This window comes from Flavobacterium davisii (genome assembly GCF_042182265.1).
GTDB lineage: Bacteria > Bacteroidota > Bacteroidia > Flavobacteriales > Flavobacteriaceae > Flavobacterium > Flavobacterium davisii.
Map to the genome: position 1 here is coordinate 2072501 of NZ_CP097869.1, position 22636 is coordinate 2095136.

General features: G+C 38.3%; 11 protein-coding genes, 2 tRNA genes and 5 rRNA genes (1 of these 18 only partly in view). 12 read left to right on the forward strand and 6 right to left on the reverse strand.

What is annotated here, in order from left to right:
• From NAB20_RS08735 to rrf (NAB20_RS08765), 7 genes are all read left to right on the forward strand, one after another.
• Window positions 1–2465 (forward strand): 23S ribosomal RNA (locus tag NAB20_RS08735); it begins 441 nt to the left of the window's first position.
• Window positions 2466–2664: 199 nt separating this feature from the next.
• Window positions 2665–2773: ribosomal RNA gene (rrf, locus tag NAB20_RS08740) — 5S ribosomal RNA — on the forward strand.
• Window positions 2774–3108: 335 nt separating this feature from the next.
• Window positions 3109–4624: ribosomal RNA gene (locus NAB20_RS08745) — 16S ribosomal RNA — on the forward strand.
• Between the two features lie 96 nt (window positions 4625–4720).
• A tRNA-Ile gene (locus tag NAB20_RS08750) sits at window positions 4721–4794 on the forward strand.
• A gap of 113 nt (window positions 4795–4907) precedes the next feature.
• Window positions 4908–4981: transfer RNA gene (locus NAB20_RS08755), tRNA-Ala, on the forward strand.
• Window positions 4982–5188: 207 nt separating this feature from the next.
• Window positions 5189–8099, forward strand: a 23S ribosomal RNA gene (locus tag NAB20_RS08760).
• 201 nt (window positions 8100–8300) lie between these two features.
• Window positions 8301–8409: ribosomal RNA gene (gene rrf, locus NAB20_RS08765) — 5S ribosomal RNA — on the forward strand.
• The 16S, 23S and 5S rRNA genes sit together here with 2 tRNA genes alongside, the layout of an rRNA operon.
• 123 nt (window positions 8410–8532) lie before the next feature.
• Here the strand turns inward: rrf (NAB20_RS08765) and NAB20_RS08770 are convergent.
• Window positions 8533–8769 (reverse strand): transposase, encoded by a 237-nt coding sequence (locus tag NAB20_RS08770; protein WP_375604988.1) that lies wholly within the window; start codon window positions 8767–8769, stop codon window positions 8533–8535.
• 77 nt (window positions 8770–8846) lie between these two features.
• Here NAB20_RS08770 and NAB20_RS08775 point away from each other — a divergent pair, with 77 nt between their 5' ends.
• Entirely contained in the window at window positions 8847–9233 is a 387-nt protein-coding gene (locus tag NAB20_RS08775; RefSeq protein WP_088390055.1) for a hypothetical protein, read from the forward strand.
• A gap of 58 nt (window positions 9234–9291) precedes the next feature.
• Window positions 9292–10185, forward strand: a complete 894-nt coding sequence (locus NAB20_RS08780; RefSeq protein ID WP_375604989.1) for a transposase — start codon at window positions 9292–9294, stop codon at window positions 10183–10185.
• 45 nt (window positions 10186–10230) lie between these two features.
• Here the strand turns inward: NAB20_RS08780 and NAB20_RS08785 are convergent, their stop codons facing one another.
• Together NAB20_RS08785 and NAB20_RS08790 are read right to left on the reverse strand one after the other, a co-directional pair.
• Window positions 10231–10539, reverse strand: coding sequence for a transposase (locus NAB20_RS08785; protein WP_375605781.1), 309 nt, complete (start codon window positions 10537–10539; stop codon window positions 10231–10233).
• A gap of 358 nt (window positions 10540–10897) precedes the next feature.
• Window positions 10898–13588: a TonB-dependent receptor gene (locus NAB20_RS08790; RefSeq protein ID WP_105195180.1), complete on the reverse strand. Its 2691-nt coding sequence runs from the start codon at window positions 13586–13588 to the stop codon at window positions 10898–10900.
• Between the two features lie 165 nt (window positions 13589–13753).
• Between NAB20_RS08790 and NAB20_RS08795 the strand changes: the two genes are divergently transcribed.
• From NAB20_RS08795 to NAB20_RS08805, 3 genes are all read left to right on the forward strand, one after another.
• Window positions 13754–15616, forward strand: a complete 1863-nt coding sequence (locus tag NAB20_RS08795) for a DNA topoisomerase IV subunit B (RefSeq protein ID WP_105195181.1) — start codon at window positions 13754–13756, stop codon at window positions 15614–15616.
• A 264-nt stretch (window positions 15617–15880) separates the two neighbouring features.
• Entirely contained in the window at window positions 15881–16204 is a 324-nt protein-coding gene (locus tag NAB20_RS08800; protein WP_375604990.1) for a GxxExxY protein, read from the forward strand.
• Between the two features lie 51 nt (window positions 16205–16255).
• Complete coding sequence (locus tag NAB20_RS08805; RefSeq protein WP_375604991.1) at window positions 16256–18961, forward strand: DNA gyrase/topoisomerase IV subunit A; 2706 nt, start codon at window positions 16256–16258, stop codon at window positions 18959–18961.
• 285 nt (window positions 18962–19246) lie between these two features.
• Here the strand turns inward: NAB20_RS08805 and NAB20_RS08810 are convergent, their stop codons facing one another.
• From NAB20_RS08810 to miaA, 3 genes are all read right to left on the reverse strand, one after another.
• A complete protein-coding gene (locus tag NAB20_RS08810; RefSeq protein WP_375604992.1) occupies window positions 19247–20572 on the reverse strand; it encodes an IS110 family transposase in 1326 nt (441 codons plus the stop codon).
• Window positions 20573–20956: 384 nt separating this feature from the next.
• A complete protein-coding gene (locus NAB20_RS08815) occupies window positions 20957–21697 on the reverse strand; it encodes an acyl-[acyl-carrier-protein] thioesterase (RefSeq protein ID WP_127823255.1) in 741 nt (246 codons plus the stop codon).
• Between the two features lies 1 nt (window position 21698).
• Window positions 21699–22628 (reverse strand): tRNA (adenosine(37)-N6)-dimethylallyltransferase MiaA, encoded by a 930-nt coding sequence (miaA, locus tag NAB20_RS08820; RefSeq protein WP_375604993.1) that lies wholly within the window; start codon window positions 22626–22628, stop codon window positions 21699–21701.
• Between the last annotated feature and the right edge of the window lie 8 nt (window positions 22629–22636).

Genomic DNA, 22636 nt, shown 5'->3' on the forward strand with positions numbered 1-22636 from the left:
GCTAAGGCTAAATACTCCTGAGAGACCGATAGTGAACCAGTACCGTGAGGGAAAGGTGAAAAGAACCGTGAATAACGGAGTGAAATAGAACCTGAAACCATACGCCTACAAGCGGTCGGAGCAGCATAAGCTGTGACGGCGTGCCTTTTGCATAATGAGCCTACGAGTTACCGTTGCTGGCAAGGTTAAGTGATTAAGTCACGGATCCGTAGCGAAAGCGAGTCTGAATAGGGCGCGATTCAATCTAAGGGATTGAAAGCGTATTTATACGCTTAAGTCAGTAGTGGTAGACGCGAAACCGTGTGATCTACCCATGGACAGGATGAAGCTTTGTTAACCCAAAGTGGAGGTCCGAACCCGTTGACGTTGAAAAGTCTTGGGATGATCTGTGGGTAGGGGTGAAAGGCCAATCAAACTCGGAAATAGCTCGTACTCCCCGAAATGCATTTAGGTGCAGCGCTCAAGTTAAGTTATATAGAGGTAGAGCTACTGATTGGATGCGGGGGCTTCACCGCCTACCAATTCCTGACAAACTCCGAATGCTATATAATATATTGAGCAGTGAGGGCTTGGGTGCTAAGGTCCAAGTCCGAGAGGGAAAGAACCCAGACCATCAGCTAAGGTCCCCAAATGTATGCTAAGTTGAACAAACGCGGTTTGATTGCATCGACAGCTAGGATGTTGGCTTGGAAGCAGCCATTCATTTAAAGAGTGCGTAACAGCTCACTAGTCGAGCGATCGAGCATGGATAATAATCGGGCATAAGTATACTACCGAAGCTATGGACAGAATATTCTGTGGTAGGGGAGCATTCTAACATCGCTGAAGGTGTCTCGTGAGGGATGCTGGAGAGGTTAGAAAAGAAAATGTAGGCATAAGTAACGATAAGGGGTGCGAGAAACACCCCCGCCGAAAAACTAAGGTTTCCGCAGCTATGCTAATCAGCTGCGGGTTAGTCGGGTCCTAAGGCAAATCCGAAAGGAGTAGTCGATGGCCAACGGGTTAATATTCCCGTACTAGTTATAATTGTGATGGAGTGACGCAGTGGTGAAAGTACCGCGAACTGACGGAATAGTTCGTTAAAGCACTTAGCTAAAGGCCCGGTAGGCAAATCCGCTGGGACTGGTGAAATGCGATAGTACTCGGATTCTTCGGATGAAGGGATAGTGTACCTAAAGGCTGCCAAGAAAACCTTCTAAACATAGATTATAAGTACCCGTACCGTAAACCGACACAGGTAGTTGAGGAGAGTATCCTAAGGCGCTCGAGAGATTCATGGCTAAGGAATTAGGCAAAATAGACCTGTAACTTCGGGAGAAAGGTCGCCAGCGCAAGCTGGCCGCAGTGAAAAGGTCCAGGCGACTGTTTATCAAAAACACAGGGCTCTGCAAAATCGTAAGATGACGTATAGGGCCTGACACCTGCCCGGTGCTGGAAGGTTAAGAGGAGATGTTATCTTCGGAGAAGCATTGAATTGAAGCCCCAGTAAACGGCGGCCGTAACTATAACGGTCCTAAGGTAGCGAAATTCCTTGTCGGGTAAGTTCCGACCTGCACGAATGGTGTAACGATCTGGACACTGTCTCAGCCATGAGCTCGGTGAAATTGTAGTATCGGTGAAGATGCCGATTACCCGCAGTGGGACGAAAAGACCCTGTGCACCTTTACTATAGCTTAGTATTGGTCTTGGATAAGTGATGTGTAGGATAGGTGGGAGACTGTGAAATGGCGTCGCCAGGCGTTGTGGAGTCATTGTTGAAATACCACCCTTTGCTTATCTGAGGTCTAACTCCTAAAAAAGGAGGACATTGCTTGGTGGGTAGTTTGACTGGGGTGGTCGCCTCCAAAAGAGTAACGGAGGCTTCTAAAGGTTCCCTCAGCACGCTTGGTAACCGTGCGTAGAGTGCAATGGCAAAAGGGAGCTTGACTGAGAGACATACAGGTCGATCAGGTACGAAAGTAGAGCATAGTGATCCGGTGGTTCCGCATGGAAGGGCCATCGCTCAAAGGATAAAAGGTACGCCGGGGATAACAGGCTGATCTCCCCCAAGAGCTCACATCGACGGGGGGGTTTGGCACCTCGATGTCGGCTCGTCACATCCTGGGGCTGGAGAAGGTCCCAAGGGTTGGGCTGTTCGCCCATTAAAGTGGCACGCGAGCTGGGTTCAGAACGTCGTGAGACAGTTCGGTCTCTATCTACTGTGGGCGTTAGAAATTTGAGTGGATCTGACTCTAGTACGAGAGGACCGAGTTGGACCAACCGCTGGTGTATCTGTTGTTCCGCCAGGAGCACCGCAGAGTAGCTACGTTGGGAAGGGATAAGCGCTGAAAGCATATAAGCGCGAAACCCACCACAAGATGAGATTTCTTTTAAGGGTCGTGGAAGATGACCACGTTGATAGGCTATAGATGTAAAGGCAGTAATGTCAGAGTCAAGTAGTACTAATAACCCGTAAGCTTATTGTAAGAGCCCCCTAACCCCCAAAGGGGGAACCACTGGGGGCTCGTAAATTCTTTCGATTCCTAAATAGGATTATAAACAAATTTGAATATTTATCTCAATATGTTAAAATATTAGCCATTAGGCAAAAGGCATAAGCCAAGAGTTTAATGGAAAAGCACAAACTAGTGGCTTATGGCTATTAGCTAATGCCTTTAAAAACCTTAAGGTGGTTATTGCGGCGGGGCTCACCTCTTCCCATTTCGAACAGAGAAGTTAAGCCCGCCAGCGTCGATGGTACTGCATATTGTGGGAGAGTAGATCGCTGCCTTTCTTTATTCCAAAATAGTTGGAATCGACATAAAATTCCCCTGTAGATCAGGGGATTTTTTATCCTCGCAAAGTACAAAAGTTCCTAAATAGATTGAAAACCAAGAATTTTAAAATTTTTGAAAAAAAATAAGAAAACCCTTGGAAATACTAAAAGAAACACTATCTTTGCACCCGCTAAGACGCTAAGTCAAAAGCGAAAAATAAGAATAAAAAGTTCATAGACATATTGGATTGACAGCACGTTTTAATAGAGATATTAAAACAATAAAATTTAAGAGAGTAAGAAAACTAGCATTCTTTGTCCACAATATTTAACCTTAGGGTTACAAAAGATATACGATGAAGAGTTTGATCCTGGCTCAGGATGAACGCTAGCGGCAGGCTTAACACATGCAAGTCGAGGGGTAGAAGGAGCTTGCTCCTTTGAGACCGGCGCACGGGTGCGTAACGCGTATGTAATCTACCTTGTACAGGGGGATAGCCCAGAGAAATTTGGATTAATACCCCATAGTATTATGATGTGGCCTCACATTATGATTAAAGTTCCAACGGTACAAGATGAGCATGCGTCCCATTAGCTAGATGGTAAGGTAACGGCTTACCATGGCCACGATGGGTAGGGGTCCTGAGAGGGAGATCCCCCACACTGGTACTGAGACACGGACCAGACTCCTACGGGAGGCAGCAGTGAGGAATATTGGGCAATGGTCGCAAGACTGACCCAGCCATGCCGCGTGCAGGATGACGCATCTATGGTGTGTAAACTGCTTTTGTACAGGAAGAAACACTCCCTTGCGAGGGAGCTTGACGGTACTGTAAGAATAAGGATCGGCTAACTCCGTGCCAGCAGCCGCGGTAATACGGAGGATCCAAGCGTTATCCGGAATCATTGGGTTTAAAGGGTCCGTAGGCGGTTTTATAAGTCAGTGGTGAAATCTGGTCGCTCAACGATCAAACGGCCATTGATACTGTAAGACTTGAATTACTTGGAAGTAACTAGAATATGTAGTGTAGCGGTGAAATGCTTAGAGATTACATGGAATACCAATTGCGAAGGCAGGTTACTACGAGTGTATTGACGCTGATGGACGAAAGCGTGGGGAGCGAACAGGATTAGATACCCTGGTAGTCCACGCCGTAAACGATGGATACTAGCTGTTTGGGGCAACCTGAGTGGCTAAGCGAAAGTGATAAGTATCCCACCTGGGGAGTACGCTCGCAAGAGTGAAACTCAAAGGAATTGACGGGGGCCCGCACAAGCGGAGGAGCATGTGGTTTAATTCGATGATACGCGAGGAACCTTACCAAGGCTTAAATGGGAAACGACAGATTTGGAAACAGATCTTTCTTCGGACGTTTTTCAAGGTGCTGCATGGTTGTCGTCAGCTCGTGCCGTGAGGTGTCAGGTTAAGTCCTATAACGAGCGCAACCCCTGTTGTTAGTTGCCATCGAGTAAGGTCGGGAACTCTAACAAGACTGCCGGTGCAAACCGTGAGGAAGGTGGGGATGACGTCAAATCATCACGGCCCTTACGCCTTGGGCTACACACGTGCTACAATGGACGGTACAGAGAGCAGCCACTACGCAAGTAGGCGCGAATCTAAAAAACCGTTCTCAGTTCGGATCGGAGTCTGCAACTCGACTCCGTGAAGCTGGATTCGCTAGTAATCGCAGATCAGCCATGCTGCGGTGAATACGTTCCCGGGCCTTGTACACACCGCCCGTCAAGCCATGGAAGCTGGGGGTACCTGAAGTCGGTGACCGCAAGGAGCTGCCTAGGGTAAAACTGGTAACTAGGGCTAAGTCGTAACAAGGTAGCCGTACCGGAAGGTGCGGCTGGAACACCTCCTTTCTAGAGACAAAAAAAAGGATGTGATTTAAAATTAAAATTAAATTAAAATCTTACTCTCGCTGTTAATTCAAAAAAAAGAAAAGGCTTAAAATACAGAGTCTCGTAGCTCAGCTGGTTAGAGTACTACACTGATAATGTAGGGGTCGGCAGTTCGAGTCTGCCCGGGACTACTATTTAAAGTTATAAAAAAGGAAATTCTAGAAGCGAATTTTGAATTATAAATTTTAAATGATGAATTTGAAAAATAATTCAAAAAAATAATTCAACATTCAAAATAGACAATGGGGGATTAGCTCAGCTGGCTAGAGCGCCTGCCTTGCACGTAGGAGGTCATCGGTTCGACTCCGATATTCTCCACAACAGCCCCTCCTAACCTCCCCAAAGGGGAGGAATATAGAGCAATCGGCTCTCCCCCTTCGGGGGAGCTGGAGGGGGCTCAAAGTTCATTGACATATTGAGATAAACATACAAACAAGTAGAAAGAACATCTTTAGTGATTAGTAAAAAAGCAATAGGCACTAGTGGCTTATGGCTATTGACTAATGGCTAAAATAATAAAGAAAACAATAAGCAAAATAAGGGCGTATGGGGAATGCCTAGGCTCTCAGAGGCGAAGAAGGACGTGATAAGCTGCGAAAAGCTGCGGGGATCGGCACATACGAATTGATCCGCAGATATCCCAATGGGGCAACCCACTATGTTGAAGACATAGTATCCGATAGGAGGCGAACCCGCTGAACTGAAACATCTAAGTAGGCGGAGGAGAAGAAAACAAAAGTGATTGCGTAAGTAGTGGCGAGCGAAAGCGCATTAGCCCAAACCGTTGTTGTTACGGCAATAACGGGGTTGTAGGACCACAATATTTCTTGTAAACTGAATTAGAATAACCTGGAAAGGTTAACCCAAGAGGGTGATAGTCCCGTATAAGTAAAGAATATAAAGAATAGTGTTATCCTGAGTAGGGCGGGGCACGTGAAACCCTGTCTGAATCTGGCGGGACCATCCGCTAAGGCTAAATACTCCTGAGAGACCGATAGTGAACCAGTACCGTGAGGGAAAGGTGAAAAGAACCGTGAATAACGGAGTGAAATAGAACCTGAAACCATACGCCTACAAGCGGTCGGAGCAGCATAATCTGTGACGGCGTGCCTTTTGCATAATGAGCCTACGAGTTACCGTTGCTGGCAAGGTTAAGTGATTAAGTCACGGATCCGTAGCGAAAGCGAGTCTGAATAGGGCGCGATTCAATCTAAGGGGTTGAAAGCGTATTTATACGCTTAAGTCAGTAGTGGTAGACGCGAAACCGTGTGATCTACCCATGGACAGGATGAAGCTTTGTTAACCCAAAGTGGAGGTCCGAACCCGTTGACGTTGAAAAGTCTTGGGATGATCTGTGGGTAGGGGTGAAAGGCCAATCAAACTCGGAAATAGCTCGTACTCCCCGAAATGCATTTAGGTGCAGCGCTCAAGTTAAGTTATATAGAGGTAGAGCTACTGATTGGATGCGGGGGCTTCACCGCCTACCAATTCCTGACAAACTCCGAATGCTATATAATATATTGAGCAGTGAGGGCTTGGGTGCTAAGGTCCAAGTCCGAGAGGGAAAGAACCCAGACCATCAGCTAAGGTCCCCAAATGTATGCTAAGTTGAACAAACGCGGTTTGATTGCATCGACAGCTAGGATGTTGGCTTGGAAGCAGCCATTCATTTAAAGAGTGCGTAACAGCTCACTAGTCGAGCGATCGAGCATGGATAATAATCGGGCATAAGCATACTACCGAAGCTATGGATTTGTACTAAGTACAAGTGGTAGGGGAGCATTCTAACATCGCCGAAGGTATCTTGTGAGAGGTGCTGGAGAGGTTAGAAAAGAAAATGTAGGCATAAGTAACGATAAGGGGTGCGAGAAACACCCCCGCCGAAAAACTAAGGTTTCCGCAGCTATGCTAATCAGCTGCGGGTTAGTCGGGTCCTAAGGCAAATCCGAAAGGAGTAGTCGATGGCCAACGGGTTAATATTCCCGTACTAGTTATAATTGTGATGGAGTGACGCAGTGGTGAAAGTACCGCGAACTGACGGAATAGTTCGTTAAAGCACTTAGCTAAAGGCCCGGTAGGCAAATCCGCTGGGACTGGTGAAATGCGATAGTACTCGGATTCTTCGGATGAAGGGATAGTGTACCTAAAGGCTGCCAAGAAAACCTTCTAAACATAGATTATAAGTACCCGTACCGTAAACCGACACAGGTAGTTGAGGAGAGTATCCTAAGGCGCTCGAGAGATTCATGGCTAAGGAATTAGGCAAAATAGACCTGTAACTTCGGGAGAAAGGTCGCCAGCGCAAGCTGGCCGCAGTGAAAAGGTCCAGGCGACTGTTTATCAAAAACACAGGGCTCTGCAAAATCGTAAGATGACGTATAGGGCCTGACACCTGCCCGGTGCTGGAAGGTTAAGAGGAGATGTTATCTTCGGAGAAGCATTGAATTGAAGCCCCAGTAAACGGCGGCCGTAACTATAACGGTCCTAAGGTAGCGAAATTCCTTGTCGGGTAAGTTCCGACCTGCACGAATGGTGTAACGATCTGGACACTGTCTCAGCCATGAGCTCGGTGAAATTGTAGTATCGGTGAAGATGCCGATTACCCGCAGTGGGACGAAAAGACCCTGTGCACCTTTACTATAGCTTAGTATTGGTCTTGGATAAGTGATGTGTAGGATAGGTGGGAGACTGTGAAATGGCGTCGCCAGGCGTTGTGGAGTCATTGTTGAAATACCACCCTTTGCTTATCTGAGGTCTAACTCCTAAAAAAGGAGGACATTGCTTGGTGGGTAGTTTGACTGGGGTGGTCGCCTCCAAAAGAGTAACGGAGGCTTCTAAAGGTTCCCTCAGCACGCTTGGTAACCGTGCGTAGAGTGCAATGGCAAAAGGGAGCTTGACTGAGAGACATACAGGTCGATCAGGTACGAAAGTAGAGCATAGTGATCCGGTGGTTCCGCATGGAAGGGCCATCGCTCAAAGGATAAAAGGTACGCCGGGGATAACAGGCTGATCTCCCCCAAGAGCTCACATCGACGGGGGGGTTTGGCACCTCGATGTCGGCTCGTCACATCCTGGGGCTGGAGAAGGTCCCAAGGGTTGGGCTGTTCGCCCATTAAAGTGGCACGCGAGCTGGGTTCAGAACGTCGTGAGACAGTTCGGTCTCTATCTACTGTGGGCGTTAGAAATTTGAGTGGATCTGACTCTAGTACGAGAGGACCGAGTTGGACCAACCGCTGGTGTATCTGTTGTTCCGCCAGGAGCACCGCAGAGTAGCTACGTTGGGAAGGGATAAGCGCTGAAAGCATATAAGCGCGAAACCCACCACAAGATGAGATTTCTTTTAAGGGTCGTGGAAGATGACCACGTTGATAGGCTATAGATGTAAAGGCAGTAATGTCAGAGTCAAGTAGTACTAATAACCCGTAAGCTTATTGTAGCCCCACCCAACCTCCCCAAAGGGGAGGAGTCAGGGTGGGGCGTAAAATTCTTTCTTTACCTAAAAAGGATTATAAACAAATTTGAATATTTATCTCAATATGTTAAAATATTAGCCATTAGGCAAAAGGCATAAGCCAAGAGTTTAATGGAAAAGCACAAACTAGTGGCTTATGGCTATTAGCTAATGCCTTTAAAATCTTAAGGTGGTTATTGCGGCGGGGCTCACCTCTTCCCATTTCGAACAGAGAAGTTAAGCCCGCCAGCGTCGATGGTACTGCATATTGTGGGAGAGTAGATCGCTGCCTTTCTTTAAAACCCTTCATCTATACGATGAGGGGTTTTTGTTTTATAGAAATTGCTAATGGAATACCGCAATCACCGCGTGAGCGGGCGTAGCAAGCTACCGTGGAATCAACAACAAAAGTTGGGAATTAGGCAAAAAGATTGGACAATCTGAATAAGGAAAAATCGATATTTCTTACCCCTTTAAACTGACTTCGAAAGGCTTTTATTTTTACATTAAAAAATTCAGCAGCTGCATTAGTACTTCTATTATCAAAATAGTTTAGTATTGATTGATAATTGACTGTTATTGTATTTAGAAGAATATTGAAGTTTTTAAATCCTGATTCTTCTACTTTTCTATACCAATGAGCTAATTTCAACATTGCAATATTTTTATGGGTCAGAGACATTTTCAGGGGATTTGATTAAATTTGTTTTTTAATTAATAGCAATCTAATCGATGGATTTGGAATTTATAAAGCATTTTTTACCTGAGGGTTTACTTGATTATTTTGATATTGTAGATTTTAAAGAGTTAGGCGATTTGTCAACTCAAAAAGAGTGTTTCTTTATTTATTTAGACGAAAAGAATACTCTACATTCAGTTGATAATCCTGTTCAATATGAATCAAAAGGTTTTAATGAGAGAACGCTAGTTCAAGATTTCCCTATTCGTGGAAAGGCAGTGTATTTAGGAATTCGAACCAGACGTTGGCGAGAAAAAGTGAATAAATCTAAAGAGGTGAAAAACGATTATTCTTTTGTAGCTGAGGGCTCAAAATTAACCACTGAACTCTCCGGTTTTTTAAAAGGTACAGGTCGAGACCCGAGAAGATACGATAAGTAATATAGCTAGCTACTATGGTGTAAAGAGCTACATTCTTCAACGACACTATAAGAAAAAAGTGAGCGGATTTAATGAATGGGAGCAAAAAAATCATGCTGAAGAGTATTTGATTTACCCTCAAAATATTGGTGAATATATCAGTATAGATGAAGTTAGTTTATCAAAAGGAGAACTCTATACTTACTTAACCAATAAAAAAGGAAGAGGTAAAAAAGGAACTCTTATTGCTTCGATATCAGGCACAAAAAGTCAGGATATTATAGATGTCATTCTTAAAATCCCATTAGAAAAAAGACAGTTAGTTAAGGAAATAACTTTGGATATGGCTAGTAATATGAATCTAGTTGCAAAAATCTTTTTTCCTAATGCCAATATCGTTACAGATCGTTTTCATGTGGTAAAATTAGTAACCCAAGCATTACAACACATTAGAATAGAGTATCGTTGGGAGGAAATAAAGAAAGAAAATCAAGCTATAAAAGAGGCGAAAGATAAAGGTGAAAAATACAAACCATTTACCTTTGAAAATGGAGATAGCCCAAAACAACTTTTGGCAAGAAGTAGGTATATAATAACCAAATTGCCAACAGACTGGACAAAAAATCAAAGAGCGAGAGCTAAGTTGTTATTTGAATCTTATCCAAAAATAGAAGAGGCTTACAAGCATTGTATGGAGTTTAGAGCGATATATGAAACAACTTCAAAAATCATAGCAAAGGAAAAAATAGAACAATGGATTGGAAAAACTAAATCACTGAATTTTACTCATTTTAATATTGCTTCAAATAGTATTAAAAACCATCTAGATACAATTATAAGCTTCTTTAACAACAGAAATACTAATGCAAATGCAGAATCTTTTAATTCTAAAATAAAACTCTTTAGAGCAAATCTTAGAGGTGTTACAGATATTAAATTTTTCTTATTTAGACTGGAAAAATTATTTGCTTAAATCAAACTAATCCCCAAAAAAAATATGTGAGCCAAAAGTTGGGAATTAGGCAAAAAGATTGGACAATCTGAATAAGGAAAAATCGATATTTCTTACCCCTTTAAACTGACTTCGAAAGGCTTTTATTTTTACATTAAAAAATTCAGCAGCTGCATTAGTACTTCTATTATCAAAATAGTTTAGTATTGATTGATAATTGACTGTTATTGTATTTAGAAGAATATTGAAGTTTTTAAATTCTGATTCTTCTACTTTTCTATACCAATGAGCTAATTTCAACATTGCAATATTTTTATCGTTATTGGTGTTGTAGATCCTTCTTAATTCTTGAGATAAAAGGTATGCTGTTTTTATCTCTGTATAAGTTCAAATAAAATTTCAGCTCTTTCTTGTTGATTTAGGGTCCATTTTCATGAGATTTATATAGTAAATACCTGCATCTAGCTAATAATTGCTTTAGAGAATCACCATTGGATAAAACTTGTGGAATATGTGTTTTGTGATTTAGCTTTTAGGATGGCTTGATTTTCCTTATCTATAGCTTCCCACCTGTGTTTGATTCTGATTTCTTGCAAGGCTTCTAATTTGTTCTAAAATTTTGGTATTTTTATGTTTTTATCACAGTAAAGTTTATTAAGCAATTGGTTTAATAAAATACCCCAAAATAGAATTTTAACTATTTTGGGGTAGGATTGTATTTAGAAGAGCTATTTTAGAATTTGTAATTAGCTGATAAATTAAACATGGTTCCTAATTGGCTAAAATGATATCCATCATAAGTCATTTGTGAATAACGTTGATTGAAAGTAATTAGATTGGATTGGTTTTTTACAAAATTAGGATCAGTTAATTTGGTTTGTCCTATTGCATTTTCAGCCTTAAATTCCCATTTTGGTAAAACATTTAATAAGTTATTAATGTTCAAAGCAAAGGTTAATTTGTTTGTGGCATTGAAATTTATCCCTAAATCGGTTACTACTTTTGGCTTGAATTCGGTTCTTAAATCGGAATCCAATCCAGTTTGTTTGAATATTGTTTTTCCAAACAAAGTATTGTTTAATGAAAAGCCAAATTTCCCAATGTCATAAGTTGTTCCTAATATCCATTTAGTTTTAGGGCGAGAAGTGAATAATAAATGTTGTTGGGTAGCATCTATAAGGTCTTTGCCAAATTTTACAGGAATTTTGTTAGTATTCCAGTTTTCAAATGTGTAATTTCCTGATAAATTAAAGCCTAAATCGCCTCTTCCTAGTTTAATATTTCGTATGCTGGCAACTACATCTAAACCTCTTGTTCTAGTGTCTAAAGCATTGGTAAAGAAGGATAATGTTCCTAAATTTTTTCCGTTAATGGTTACATCTTTAATTTCATCACTTAAAACAATTCTGTCGTATACGTTAATGTGATAATAATCAAGAGTTAATGTTATGTTTTTCGTTGGTTTAAAACCTAGTCCAATGGTGTAATTTTCAGATTTTTCAGCTTTTAATTTATCGATTCCCATTTGACGAGCTTGAGGAGATACATTGTTAACTAATCCGCTAACTAAGACTCCTTGTCCTGGAAAAAAGCTGTATTGTGATTTTTGGGTGTAAATTTGGTGTAAAGAAGGTGCTCTAAAACCAGATGATATAGATGCTCTTAGTGTTATTTTATCATCTAAAAATTTATATCTGGTACTTAATTTACCTATATAAGTAGAACCAAAATCGCTATAATTTTCACCACGTAAAGTGGCGTCTATTAAAAAATCCTTTGTGAAATCTATAGTTGTCGCTATGTATCCTCCAACATTATAACGGTTGAATTTACCTGAATTTTCAGGTCTGTTACCGGCAAATGAGTCTGCACCTAGTCCATCCCATGAAGCTTTGTCTCCTTCTAGAATGGTGAAGTTTTCTGTTCTGAATTCAGACCCTATAGCAAAACTGATTTTATCTGTTAAGTTTTTGTTTACATCTATATTTCCTACTATGTGGTCAAATTTGGATCCTCCAGGTTTGAATGAAATTGGACTGTTTTCTTTATAAATATTGGCTCCATTTCCATCTAAAATGCTTGAACGGTTGAAAGAGTTGTTGACGGTGTATTCTTGAGTGTTGCCTCCAAATGTTATACTTAAATCTGTATTCCATCCGTTTTTTGTGGATTTTAATCCTAAAGTTGCATTGTAGTCATTTAAGTCTCCTTCAAATGTAGGTACATAACCATCGTATCCATTTTTACCATTTCCAGGAAATAATTGATTTAAAAAAGGATATTCATTTAATGTTCTCCAGTATGGTGTTCTGTAGTTTGCGAATGAATTTACTTTTTTGTAAACATAAGCACCATTAAAATATAATTTTGAATTTTCAGTTACTTCTACACCTCCATTTATCTCAAATTTAGCAGTTGCTGTAGCGGGAGATCCATTAATATTACCTGCATCGGGATGTCTATTTAGAAAGTCTTGAACGTCCAGTATATTTGCAGAAAAATCTTTAGATTCTCCTTGCGCATCAACAGTGCCAGGTCTATTAGCTAATGTTACTTTTGAAAAATCTAAAGTGTAGTTAACAAATCCTTTTTCATTAAATGCCGTTGTTCCGTTATTAAGGCTTACACCGATCATTTTTCCATCTCCTTTTCCTGTTATTCCTGTTCTTATGGTGCCAGATCCTGAATTAGGATTGCTTTTTAAAATAATATTCATAACGCCTGCGATAGCGTCAGAACCATATTGGGCAGAAGCTCCGTCACGTAGTATTTCTACTCGTTCAATAGCATCTTGAGGAATTGCAGAAATATCGGCTCCTGTTTCGCCGCGCCCAGGAGAAGTTTGTGTGTATAGCAATGCACTCATGTTTTTACGTTTACCGTTTATTAATATTAAGGTACGGCTAGGTCCCATGTTTCGTATTTCATAGGGATCTAATAAAGAGGTGGCATCGTTTACAGGTGTTTGAACAGTATTGAAAGAAGGTATTCTGTATTGTAATGCTTTGTCAAACGTGGCTTGTCCTGTTGAAGCAAGTTCTTTGGAAGATAATAAATCTACAGGTAAAGGGGTGGTAGTGTTGCTTCGGGGAGCCGTTCTGGTACCTACTACTACTACTTCATCTAAGCTTTTGTTTTCTTCTTGTAGAACTATGTTTAATTCGATATTTTGATCTTTTATTTCAATTTCTTTGACTTCTGTTTTATAGCCCATATAATTGAATTTTAGAGTGTGTTTTCCTGGATTTAATTTAATAGAAAAACCACCATCGAAATCAGAAGTTGTAGCATTTGTACCACTAGTAGTGATATTAACTCCTGGAATTCCTAACCCTCCTGTATCTTTTATAGATCCTTTTACAAGATTCTGAGCGAATCCTGTCCAAGTTGTTATTAATAATAATAAGCAATGAATTTTTTTCATATTTATTTTTTTTAGGTTATTGTTTTATCAAATATCTAAAAAAAATGTTAAATATGAAATTATATCTGTATTTTTTTATTTTTCCTATTTGTTTTTATTGCTAATCTATTTTGTTTTTCTTTTACATAGTTTTAAAGTATCTTAGCACCCAATCGTTTTTTATATATGTTTGAACAAAATCAATACACCGAAGATAATATACGTTCTCTCGACTGGAGGGAGCATATCCGTATGCGTCCAGGGATGTATATTGGTAAGTTAGGGGATGGTTCATCTCCTGATGATGGTATTTATATTTTGGTAAAAGAAGTCCTAGATAACTGTATCGATGAGTTTGTGATGGGAGCAGGAAAGACTATAGAAGTTACCTTAAAGGATAAAATGGTTACCGTGCGTGACTATGGTCGTGGTATTCCTTTAGGGAAAGTAGTTGATGTGGTGTCTAAAATGAACACAGGAGGTAAATATGATTCGAAAGCCTTTAAAAAATCGGTAGGTCTAAATGGAGTAGGTACTAAGGCTGTAAATGCGCTTTCTACTTTTTTTAGGGTAGAGTCGGTACGTGATAATCAACAAAAAGCAGCAGAATTTTCGGCAGGGAGTCTTACTGTAGAAGAAGATGTAATTGAAACTACAAAACGTAAAGGAACCAAAGTTAGTTTTATTGCTGATGATACCATTTTTAAAAACTACAAATACCGTAACGAATATATTGTAAGAATGTTGAAAAATTATTGTTACCTAAATAAAGGTTTAACAATAGTTTATAATGGTGAAAAGTTTTTTTCAGAAAATGGGTTAAAAGATTTATTAGAAGAAACCATTACTACTGAAGATATGCAATATCCTATCATTCACTTAACAGGTGACGATATCGAAATTGCGATGACACATAGTAAAACACAGTATTCGGAAGAATATTATTCGTTTGTAAATGGGCAAAACACAACACAAGGGGGGACTCACTTGGGGGCTTTTCGAGAAGCCATTGTTCGCACTATAAAGGAGTTTTACAACAAACCGTTTGAGGCTTCAGATATTAGAAAATCAATAGTTTCAGCCATTTCAATTAAGGTTGAAGAACCCGTTTTTGAATCGCAAACCAAAACCAAACTTGGTTCGACTGATATTGGTCCTAATGGCCCTACAGTGCGTACGTTTGTAAATGATTTCATTAAAACGAATTTAGACAACTTTTTACATAAAAATCCAGAAGTAGCCGATTTGTTACTTCGAAAAATTTTGCAAGCCGAACGCGAGCGTAAGGAATTGTCAGGTATTCGTAAGTTGGCTAAAGAACGTGCCAAAAAAGCGAGTTTACACAACCGTAAACTGCGTGATTGTCGGGTGCACTTGACTGATGCTAAGAATGCTCGTAGTTTAGAAAGTACCTTGTTTATTACCGAGGGGGATTCAGCATCGGGGTCAATTACTAAATCACGTGATGTAAATACACAAGCAGTTTTTAGTTTGCGTGGTAAGCCTTTGAATACCTATGGCATGACCAAAAAGATTGTGTATGAAAATGAGGAATTCAACCTTCTTCAAGCCGCATTAAATATTGAGGAAAGTATGGAAGACTTGCGTTATAACAACATTGTTATTGCGACCGATGCCGATGTGGACGGGATGCACATTCGGTTGTTATTGATTACTTTCTTCTTACAGTTTTTTCCTGAAATTATTAAAGAAGGACATTTATATATTTTACAGACTCCGTTATTTCGTGTGCGTAATAAGAAAGAAACCATTTATTGTTATAGCGATGAAGAACGTAGGGATGCGATTGATAAATTAAAACCAAAACCTGAAATCACACGATTCAAGGGATTAGGTGAAATTTCACCTGACGAGTTTAAGCATTTTATTGGTGAAGACATACGTTTAGACCCTGTTATGCTGGATAAAGCCACTTCTATTGAAAAGTTATTGGAGTTTTATATGGGTAAAAACACCCCTGATCGTCAGGAGTTTATTATCAAGAATTTGAAGGTGGAGTTGGATACGGTGGAGGAGTTGACGTCGTAGCACAAAGTCACACCAAGTTTATCACAACGTCAAAGAAGTTTTTTAGGCTTTGTGAAACATTGTGAAGCACTTTGAGGAACTTTGTGTAACTAATTTCACATAGTCACTCCAAGTTTGTCACAACGTCAAAGAAGTTTTTAGGTTTAACTTTGTGATACATTGTGCAGAACTTTGAAAAACTTAGTGAAACAAAAAAATGATTATGCAAGAAGAAAACGATATCAGTAAAATAATTTTAGACTGTGCATACAAAGTGCATACAAAGTGCATACAAAATTAGGCTCAGGATTGTTGGAAAAAGTATATAGAGAATGCTTAGCTTATGAGTTAGAAAAATGCGGGCTGAATGTTAAACAAGAAAAAGGATTTCCAGTAGTTTATGAAGATATCAAATTTGATTGCGGCTACAGAGTAGATATAATAGTAAATGATAAAGTGATTATTGAGTTAAAAGTAGTTGAAGAATTTACAATTGAACACACAGCCCAATGTTTAACATATATGCGATTAGCAGATTGTAGATTGGGTTTACTTTTAAACTTTTATAAAAGATCATTAAAAGACGGAATAAAAAGATTGGTAATTTAAAACATTGTGGAACATAGTGTAAAACTTGGTGAAACATTGTGACCCTAAATTATGAGCGAAGAAAACGAAAATAGAGAAGACGATTTAACCCCTCAAGAAAAATCCACGGCTGATGAAAATCAGTTAGGAGAAACTAGCTTTGAAGGCGAACATTTTTACGAGCAAGATGAAAATCCAGAGGCTACCATTACCAAGGTAACGGGGATGTATAAGGATTGGTTCTTGGATTACGCTTCGTATGTAATCCTTGAACGTGCGGTGCCTGCTATTGAAGACGGATTTAAACCAGTACAGCGTCGTATCATGCACTCTATGAAGGAGTTGGATGATGGTCGTTACAATAAAGTTGCGAATGTGGTGGGTCACACCATGCAGTATCACCCTCACGGTGATGCCAGTATTGGTGATGCGATGGTGCAAATTGGTCAAAAAGATTTATTAATAGATACCCAAGGAAACTGGGGAAATATATTAACAGGCGACGGAGCAGCAGCATCCCGTTACATCGAGGCACGTTTAAGTAAGTTTGCCTTAGAGGTATTGTATTCTCCTAAAATTACCGATTGGGGATTGTCTTATGATGGGCGTCGTGCGGAACCTATTAATTTACCCGTAAAATTCCCTTTACTTTTAGCACAAGGAGGCGAAGGGATTGCCGTAGGTCTATCTACTAAGATTTTACCGCACAACTTTAACGAGTTGATTGATGCTTCTGTCAAAATTTTAAAAGGGAAACCCTTTACATTATATCCTGATTTTCCAACGGCTGGTATTGCCGATGTATCTAATTACAACGATGGGTTACGTGGTGGGCGTGTACGCGTGCGTGCTAAAGTTTCGCAATTGGATAAACAAACTTTGGTGATTACGCAAATTCCATTTTCTACCAATACGACTTCTTTGATTGATAGTATTTTGAAAGCCAATGATAAAGGTAAAATCAAAATCAAAAAAATTGAAGATAATACCGCAGCGGAAGTAGAAATCTTGATTCATCTGCCTCCAGGTGTTTCACCTGATAAAACCATAGATGCGCTTTATGCTTTCACGGCTTGTGAAACTTCTATTTCACCTTTAGGTTGTGTGATTGAAGATAATAAACCGTTGTTTATTGGGGTTTCAGAAATGTTACGCATTTCAACACATCGTACCGTCGATTTGTTACGTCAGGAGTTGGAAGTGCAATTGGCAGAATTGGAAACCAAATGGCATTTTTCTACATTGGAAAAAATCTTCATTCGTGAGGAAATGTATATCGACTTTAAGTTGTACAGCAATAAAGAAGCTTTATATACCTATATGTACGACCGTTTTGAGCCTTTCAAACATTTGTTATTACGCGATATTGTTGATGAAGATTTGCAAAAACTAACGCAAATTCCAATGATTCGTATCACACGTTTCGACTCGGACAAAGCGGATGAATCAATTGCGAAATTAGAAGATGAAATTGCACAAGTAAAGCACCATTTAGAGCATTTAACGCAGTTTGCTATTGACTTTTTTACACGATTGAAAGAAAAATATGGCAAAGGTCGTGAACGTCAAACGGAAATACGAAACTTTGAAAATATAGAAGCCACAAAGGTTGTTTTAAGAAATACGAAACTATATGTTAATAAAGAGGAAGGCTTCGTAGGAACTTCTTTGAAAAAAGATGAATATGTAGCCGATTGTAGTGATATTGATGATGTAATTTGTTTCCTTCGTAGCGGTAAAATGATTATTACCAAAGTAGATGAGAAAAAATTTATAGGCAAAGATATTATTCATATTGCAATATTTGATAAAAACGATAAACGAACCATTTATAATATGATTTATCGCGATGGTAAATCAGGTCCTTCTTTTATCAAGCGTTTTAGTGTTTCAGGTGTAACCCGAGATAAAGAATACGATTTAACACAAGAAAAAACAGGTTCGCAAGTGCTCTATTTTTCAGCTAATCCTAATGGTGAGGCAGAAACGGTTACTATTTTACTACGACAAGTAGGAAGTGTTAAAAAATTAAAATGGGATATTGATTTTGCCGATATTATGATAAAAGGAAGAGCTTCTAAAGGAAATACAGTAGCTAAATATCCTATTAAAAAAATTGAATTAAAAGAAAGAGGAATATCTACCTTACGACCTCGAAGAATATGGTTTGATGATACGGTACAACGTTTGAATGTAGATGGAAGAGGGGAGTTGTTAGGCGAGTTTAAACCGAATGATAGATTACTAATCATAGGACAAAACGGGAAATTAAAAACAGTGATACCTGAGCTAACTACCCATTTTGAAGATGATATGATTGTTCTAGAAAAATGGAATAATCAAAAACCTATTTCAGCCATTTATTACGATGGGGAAAAAGAGCGTTATTTTGTAAAACGCTTTTTAGTAGAACATGAAAATAAAGAAGAACTTTTTATTTCTGAACACGAAAGATCACAATTAGAAATTGTATCCACCGATTGGCGCCCTATGATAGAAGTTGTTTTTGCTAAAAAAGGAGGAGTTCAAAAAGAAAACTTAATTGTTAACTTAGAAGAATTTATTGCTGTAAAAGGAATTAAAGCTTTAGGTAATCAATTAACAACGGATAAAATTAAACAAATTAATAGGTTAGAACCACTTTTTTACGAAGAGCCACTTGAAGTAAAACCAGAAGAAAATTTAAGAAATGAAGCAGAATTAGAAGGAGAAAACGATACAAAGAATTATGATATTACGTTAGAAGATGATGGACAAATCACTTTGAGTTTGGATTAATCTCAGATTACACAAAAATCAAAGTTAAAGTCCTCTTTATTTTTAGATTTAGCCCTTTTTTAAGGCTTTTGCTTTAAACCCAGATTCCGCATTAGACTTGGTTGTGAAACAAAATTTTTCAATAAATTCAAGTGCTCACGGAAAATTTTAGAAGAAAAAATAGTGAACTATTTCGATGATTAAAATTTGAGTACGTGCTTGAATTTGAAGAAAAATAAAGTGGAATAGATTTACTTCGTCTATTCGCTACGCTCGGGTCTAATGCGTAATTCTATCTAACTTAATTTAAGGAATTGATAAAGAAGTAGTTTCGATTCCGTATTTTTTAATCATTTTTTTAATTTGTATCGTTTTTTTATTCTTCATTTCTTGAATATATTGGTCTGTATTTATTGGTATATAATGTTGTTTTTTGACTATCATATTCCAAATTATAACTGCTATTTTTCTTGCTGTTGCTGTAATTGCAGCACCTCTTCCTTTTTTAAAAGAAATCCTTTTAAAGAACATAACGAGGTAACCTTCTTTTTTTCTTTCAATTGTATTTGCCGCATTTCTTAATGTCAATGCAAATTTATTTTTCCCTTTTGGAGTTCTGCTACTCAAAACCTTACCTCCACTAATTTTATTATTTGGAGCTAACCTGAGCCAATTCACAAATTGCTTGGAGGTCTTGAATTTATATATATCGGTGCCTATTTCGGCTAAAAAACTAGTAACGGTTCCTGAGCAAACTGATTCTATAGCAAAGAGATCTACTCCAAAAAGTTTTAAACTATATTTCTGTACATCAAATTTGGGTTGGTTTTTCCCTTTATTCTGTTTCTTTACCAATTCGATATCTTCTGATAAAATAATTTCTCTGGTTTGATTTTTCAGCACTTGATCAATACGAGTATCGGTGTTTTTTATTTTATCTTGAATAAGTCTGTAAATATCATAACAATCGGAAAGCTCATGTAGGTATTCATTGTTTATTTTACCTTGCAAAGCGTCGGCTATTTCTTCTTTGCTTTTTTTAACTCGTTTGTCGCAATATTCAGCTAATTTTTCACCTGAAGTTTCACCTGATAGTATCATCTCAATTACTCTTATTCCAGAAACTCCTGTGATGTCACTTATCACAACGTCGAGTCTGAAGTTCATTAAACGTAATGCTTTTTGCATTTTGTTTACAAAGCTTGAACTTTGTTCAATCAAACTAGAACGATGTCTATGAAGTGTTCTTATCTGCAAAGTGGTTTCAGAGGGCAAAAAAGAACCTCGTAATAGCCCTAAAGAATGAAGTTTCTGTATCCATTGTGCATCTTTCACATCTGTCTTTGCTTTAAGGTTTTTTGTTTGAGTCCCTTGAACCAAAAGAACTTCAAAACCATTTCCCTGCAAGATCATAAACAAAGATTGCCAATAACTCCCTGTGGACTCCAAAGCAACACTACGAATCTTGTTCTCTTGAAGATAAGCTACCAAAGCGCATAATCCTGATTGATAAACATTAAATTCTCTAATTTGATTTTCATCCTGTCCTATGGCTACAAAATGAGAACGTGACCCAACATCAATTCCTGCAGCATTGGGATTTACAATTTGCATTTTTTCGAAACTTTTCATAAAATATCTTTTTATTAAAATGCGAGGAAATGTAATATCTTTGCTTAAATTATTCTATACGAGATAACATGGTGTTTCATCATTGATTGTCTCAAAGGGCTTCCAAATGGAAGCCTTTTTACATTTCAGCCAAAATCTGGGAGGGGATAAATTCACCATTTTATACATAGGCTTTGCTCGCAAGTGCAAGTTAGCTCTCATTTGTCAAAGAATAATACTTTCTTGAAATCTGGGTTAAAAAAGGGTGTTTGTTTTTATCTAGATTTCGTATTATAAAAAAGAACTTTATTTTTATTAAAAGACTATATGTACTGGTCAATTTGCTTTTTGACGTTGGAGTAAAAAGAATCACTTCTTTTATTTTTGGTACACTGTCTTTGTATTTTACGCTTTTAAATGAAGTTCTAAAGCATAGCAAGTTTTATTATTTTTTGTTATTGTAAATACGCTCGTTTGATTGTCTTTTTTGTTATTAATTTCAATTTGATCGTGAAGATTTACTTCTTGTAAAAAATTAATAGCAAAGGATTGAATTTTTTGCTCTAAAACAATTTCGGTCTCTATTTCATCTAGCGACCATTCTAGATATTTTACATTATTAGCATGGTTAACAATATCAATATCTGATAGTTTGACAATTTTATCCGTTAATTTTTTTGTATCTTCGGGAATATTGATTTTATGTGTTTTTATGTTAGTAGCATTATCAGCGAAAAAAGTAAAATGATCACAAGATATAGCTAAATTTTCAGGTTTTCGAGTAGTTGTATTAATGACAACCCAAAAGGTTTCACAGCCAATAATTTTTTCCCCGTTTAAATACATTTCAAGGCATCGGACAGATTGATAACCCTCTAGAGATTTGATCCAAGTTTTAATTGTTACCTCATCTTGCCATTTAGGTAAATCTGTAATTTCGACAATCATTCTACTTAAAACCCAAGCTTGATTAAAAATTTGCATATCATTATGACTAAATCCTCCTAATTCAGCATGAGAACTGGCTGTCAATTGAAAAAGATTGCACAGATCGGTATATTTAAGAATTCCATTAGGAGTACAATGCAAAAAATTGATTTTATGATTTTCTTCAAATAAGGATGAAAAATTAGGTGAAATAGGCATTTTATATAAAATTTATATTAATATGAGAAATGATTTTATGTAAATTGGTTTGGTAATTAAACCAGTTAATGTTTTCTGTTCTTTTAAACCAAGTCATTTGACGTTTGGCAAAACGACGCGTATTCATTTTAATTTGTTCAATGGCATCTTCTAAAGATGTTTTTCCTTCAAAATAATCAAATAATTCGCGATAGCCTACAGTTTGTAAGGCATTAAGATGTTTATGAGGTAAAAGGTTTTCAACCTCTTCTAATAAACCTTGTTGCATCATCAAATCGACTCTCAGATTGATGCGTTCATACATCAGGGTACGGTCAGCTTCTAAACCGATGATAATAGGAGTGAAGTTGCGCTTGTTTTTACGTTTACCCAAAAAACTAGAATAGGGTTGCCCTGAACCGATACAAACTTCCACAAAACGTTTCATACGTTGTGGGTTAACCAATGTTTGTGGGTTCTCCGTTGCTATTTTTTGATAATAATCGGGGTCTAATTTTTTTAAATTATCTTGTAGATAGGTTATGCCTAGTTCGTCATAATTACTGTTAATGGTTTCGCGTACCGATGCATCAATATCAGGAAATTCATCAAATCCTTTTAAAACCGCATCAACATACAAACCACTCCCACCAACAAGAACTTGGATGTTGTTTTTTTGAAATAATTTGTCCAATTTTTCTAGTGCTTCTACTTCAAAATCGCCCACGGAATAACTTTCAAAAATCGATTTGTTTTGAATAAAATGGTGAGTGGCTTGTGCTAATTCTTCTTGCGAAGGTACAGCAGTCCCGATACACATTTCTTTAAAAAACTGTCGGCTGTCACAAGAAATAATCTCGCATCCAAAATGCTTAGCCAACTGGATAGCTAAGGCGGTTTTACCAATGGCTGTAGGACCGATTACGGTGATTAAATAATTCGTTTTATCCAAAATATGTT

What these genes read in the sequence shown, in the direction of transcription:
- NAB20_RS08770 (WP_375604988.1), bottom strand. Translation starts at nt 8,769, where the DNA reads ATGTTGAAATTAGCTCATTGGTATAGAAAAGTAGAAGAATCAGGATTT.
- NAB20_RS08775 (WP_088390055.1), top strand. Translation starts at nt 8,847, where the DNA reads ATGGATTTGGAATTTATAAAGCATTTTTTACCTGAGGGTTTACTTGAT.
- NAB20_RS08790 (WP_105195180.1), bottom strand. Translation starts at nt 13,588, where the DNA reads ATGAAAAAAATTCATTGCTTATTATTATTAATAACAACTTGGACAGGA.
- NAB20_RS08795 (WP_105195181.1), top strand. Translation starts at nt 13,754, where the DNA reads ATGTTTGAACAAAATCAATACACCGAAGATAATATACGTTCTCTCGAC.
- NAB20_RS08805 (WP_375604991.1), top strand. Translation starts at nt 16,256, where the DNA reads ATGAGCGAAGAAAACGAAAATAGAGAAGACGATTTAACCCCTCAAGAA.
- NAB20_RS08810 (WP_375604992.1), bottom strand. Translation starts at nt 20,572, where the DNA reads ATGAAAAGTTTCGAAAAAATGCAAATTGTAAATCCCAATGCTGCAGGA.
- NAB20_RS08815 (WP_127823255.1), bottom strand. Translation starts at nt 21,697, where the DNA reads ATGCCTATTTCACCTAATTTTTCATCCTTATTTGAAGAAAATCATAAA.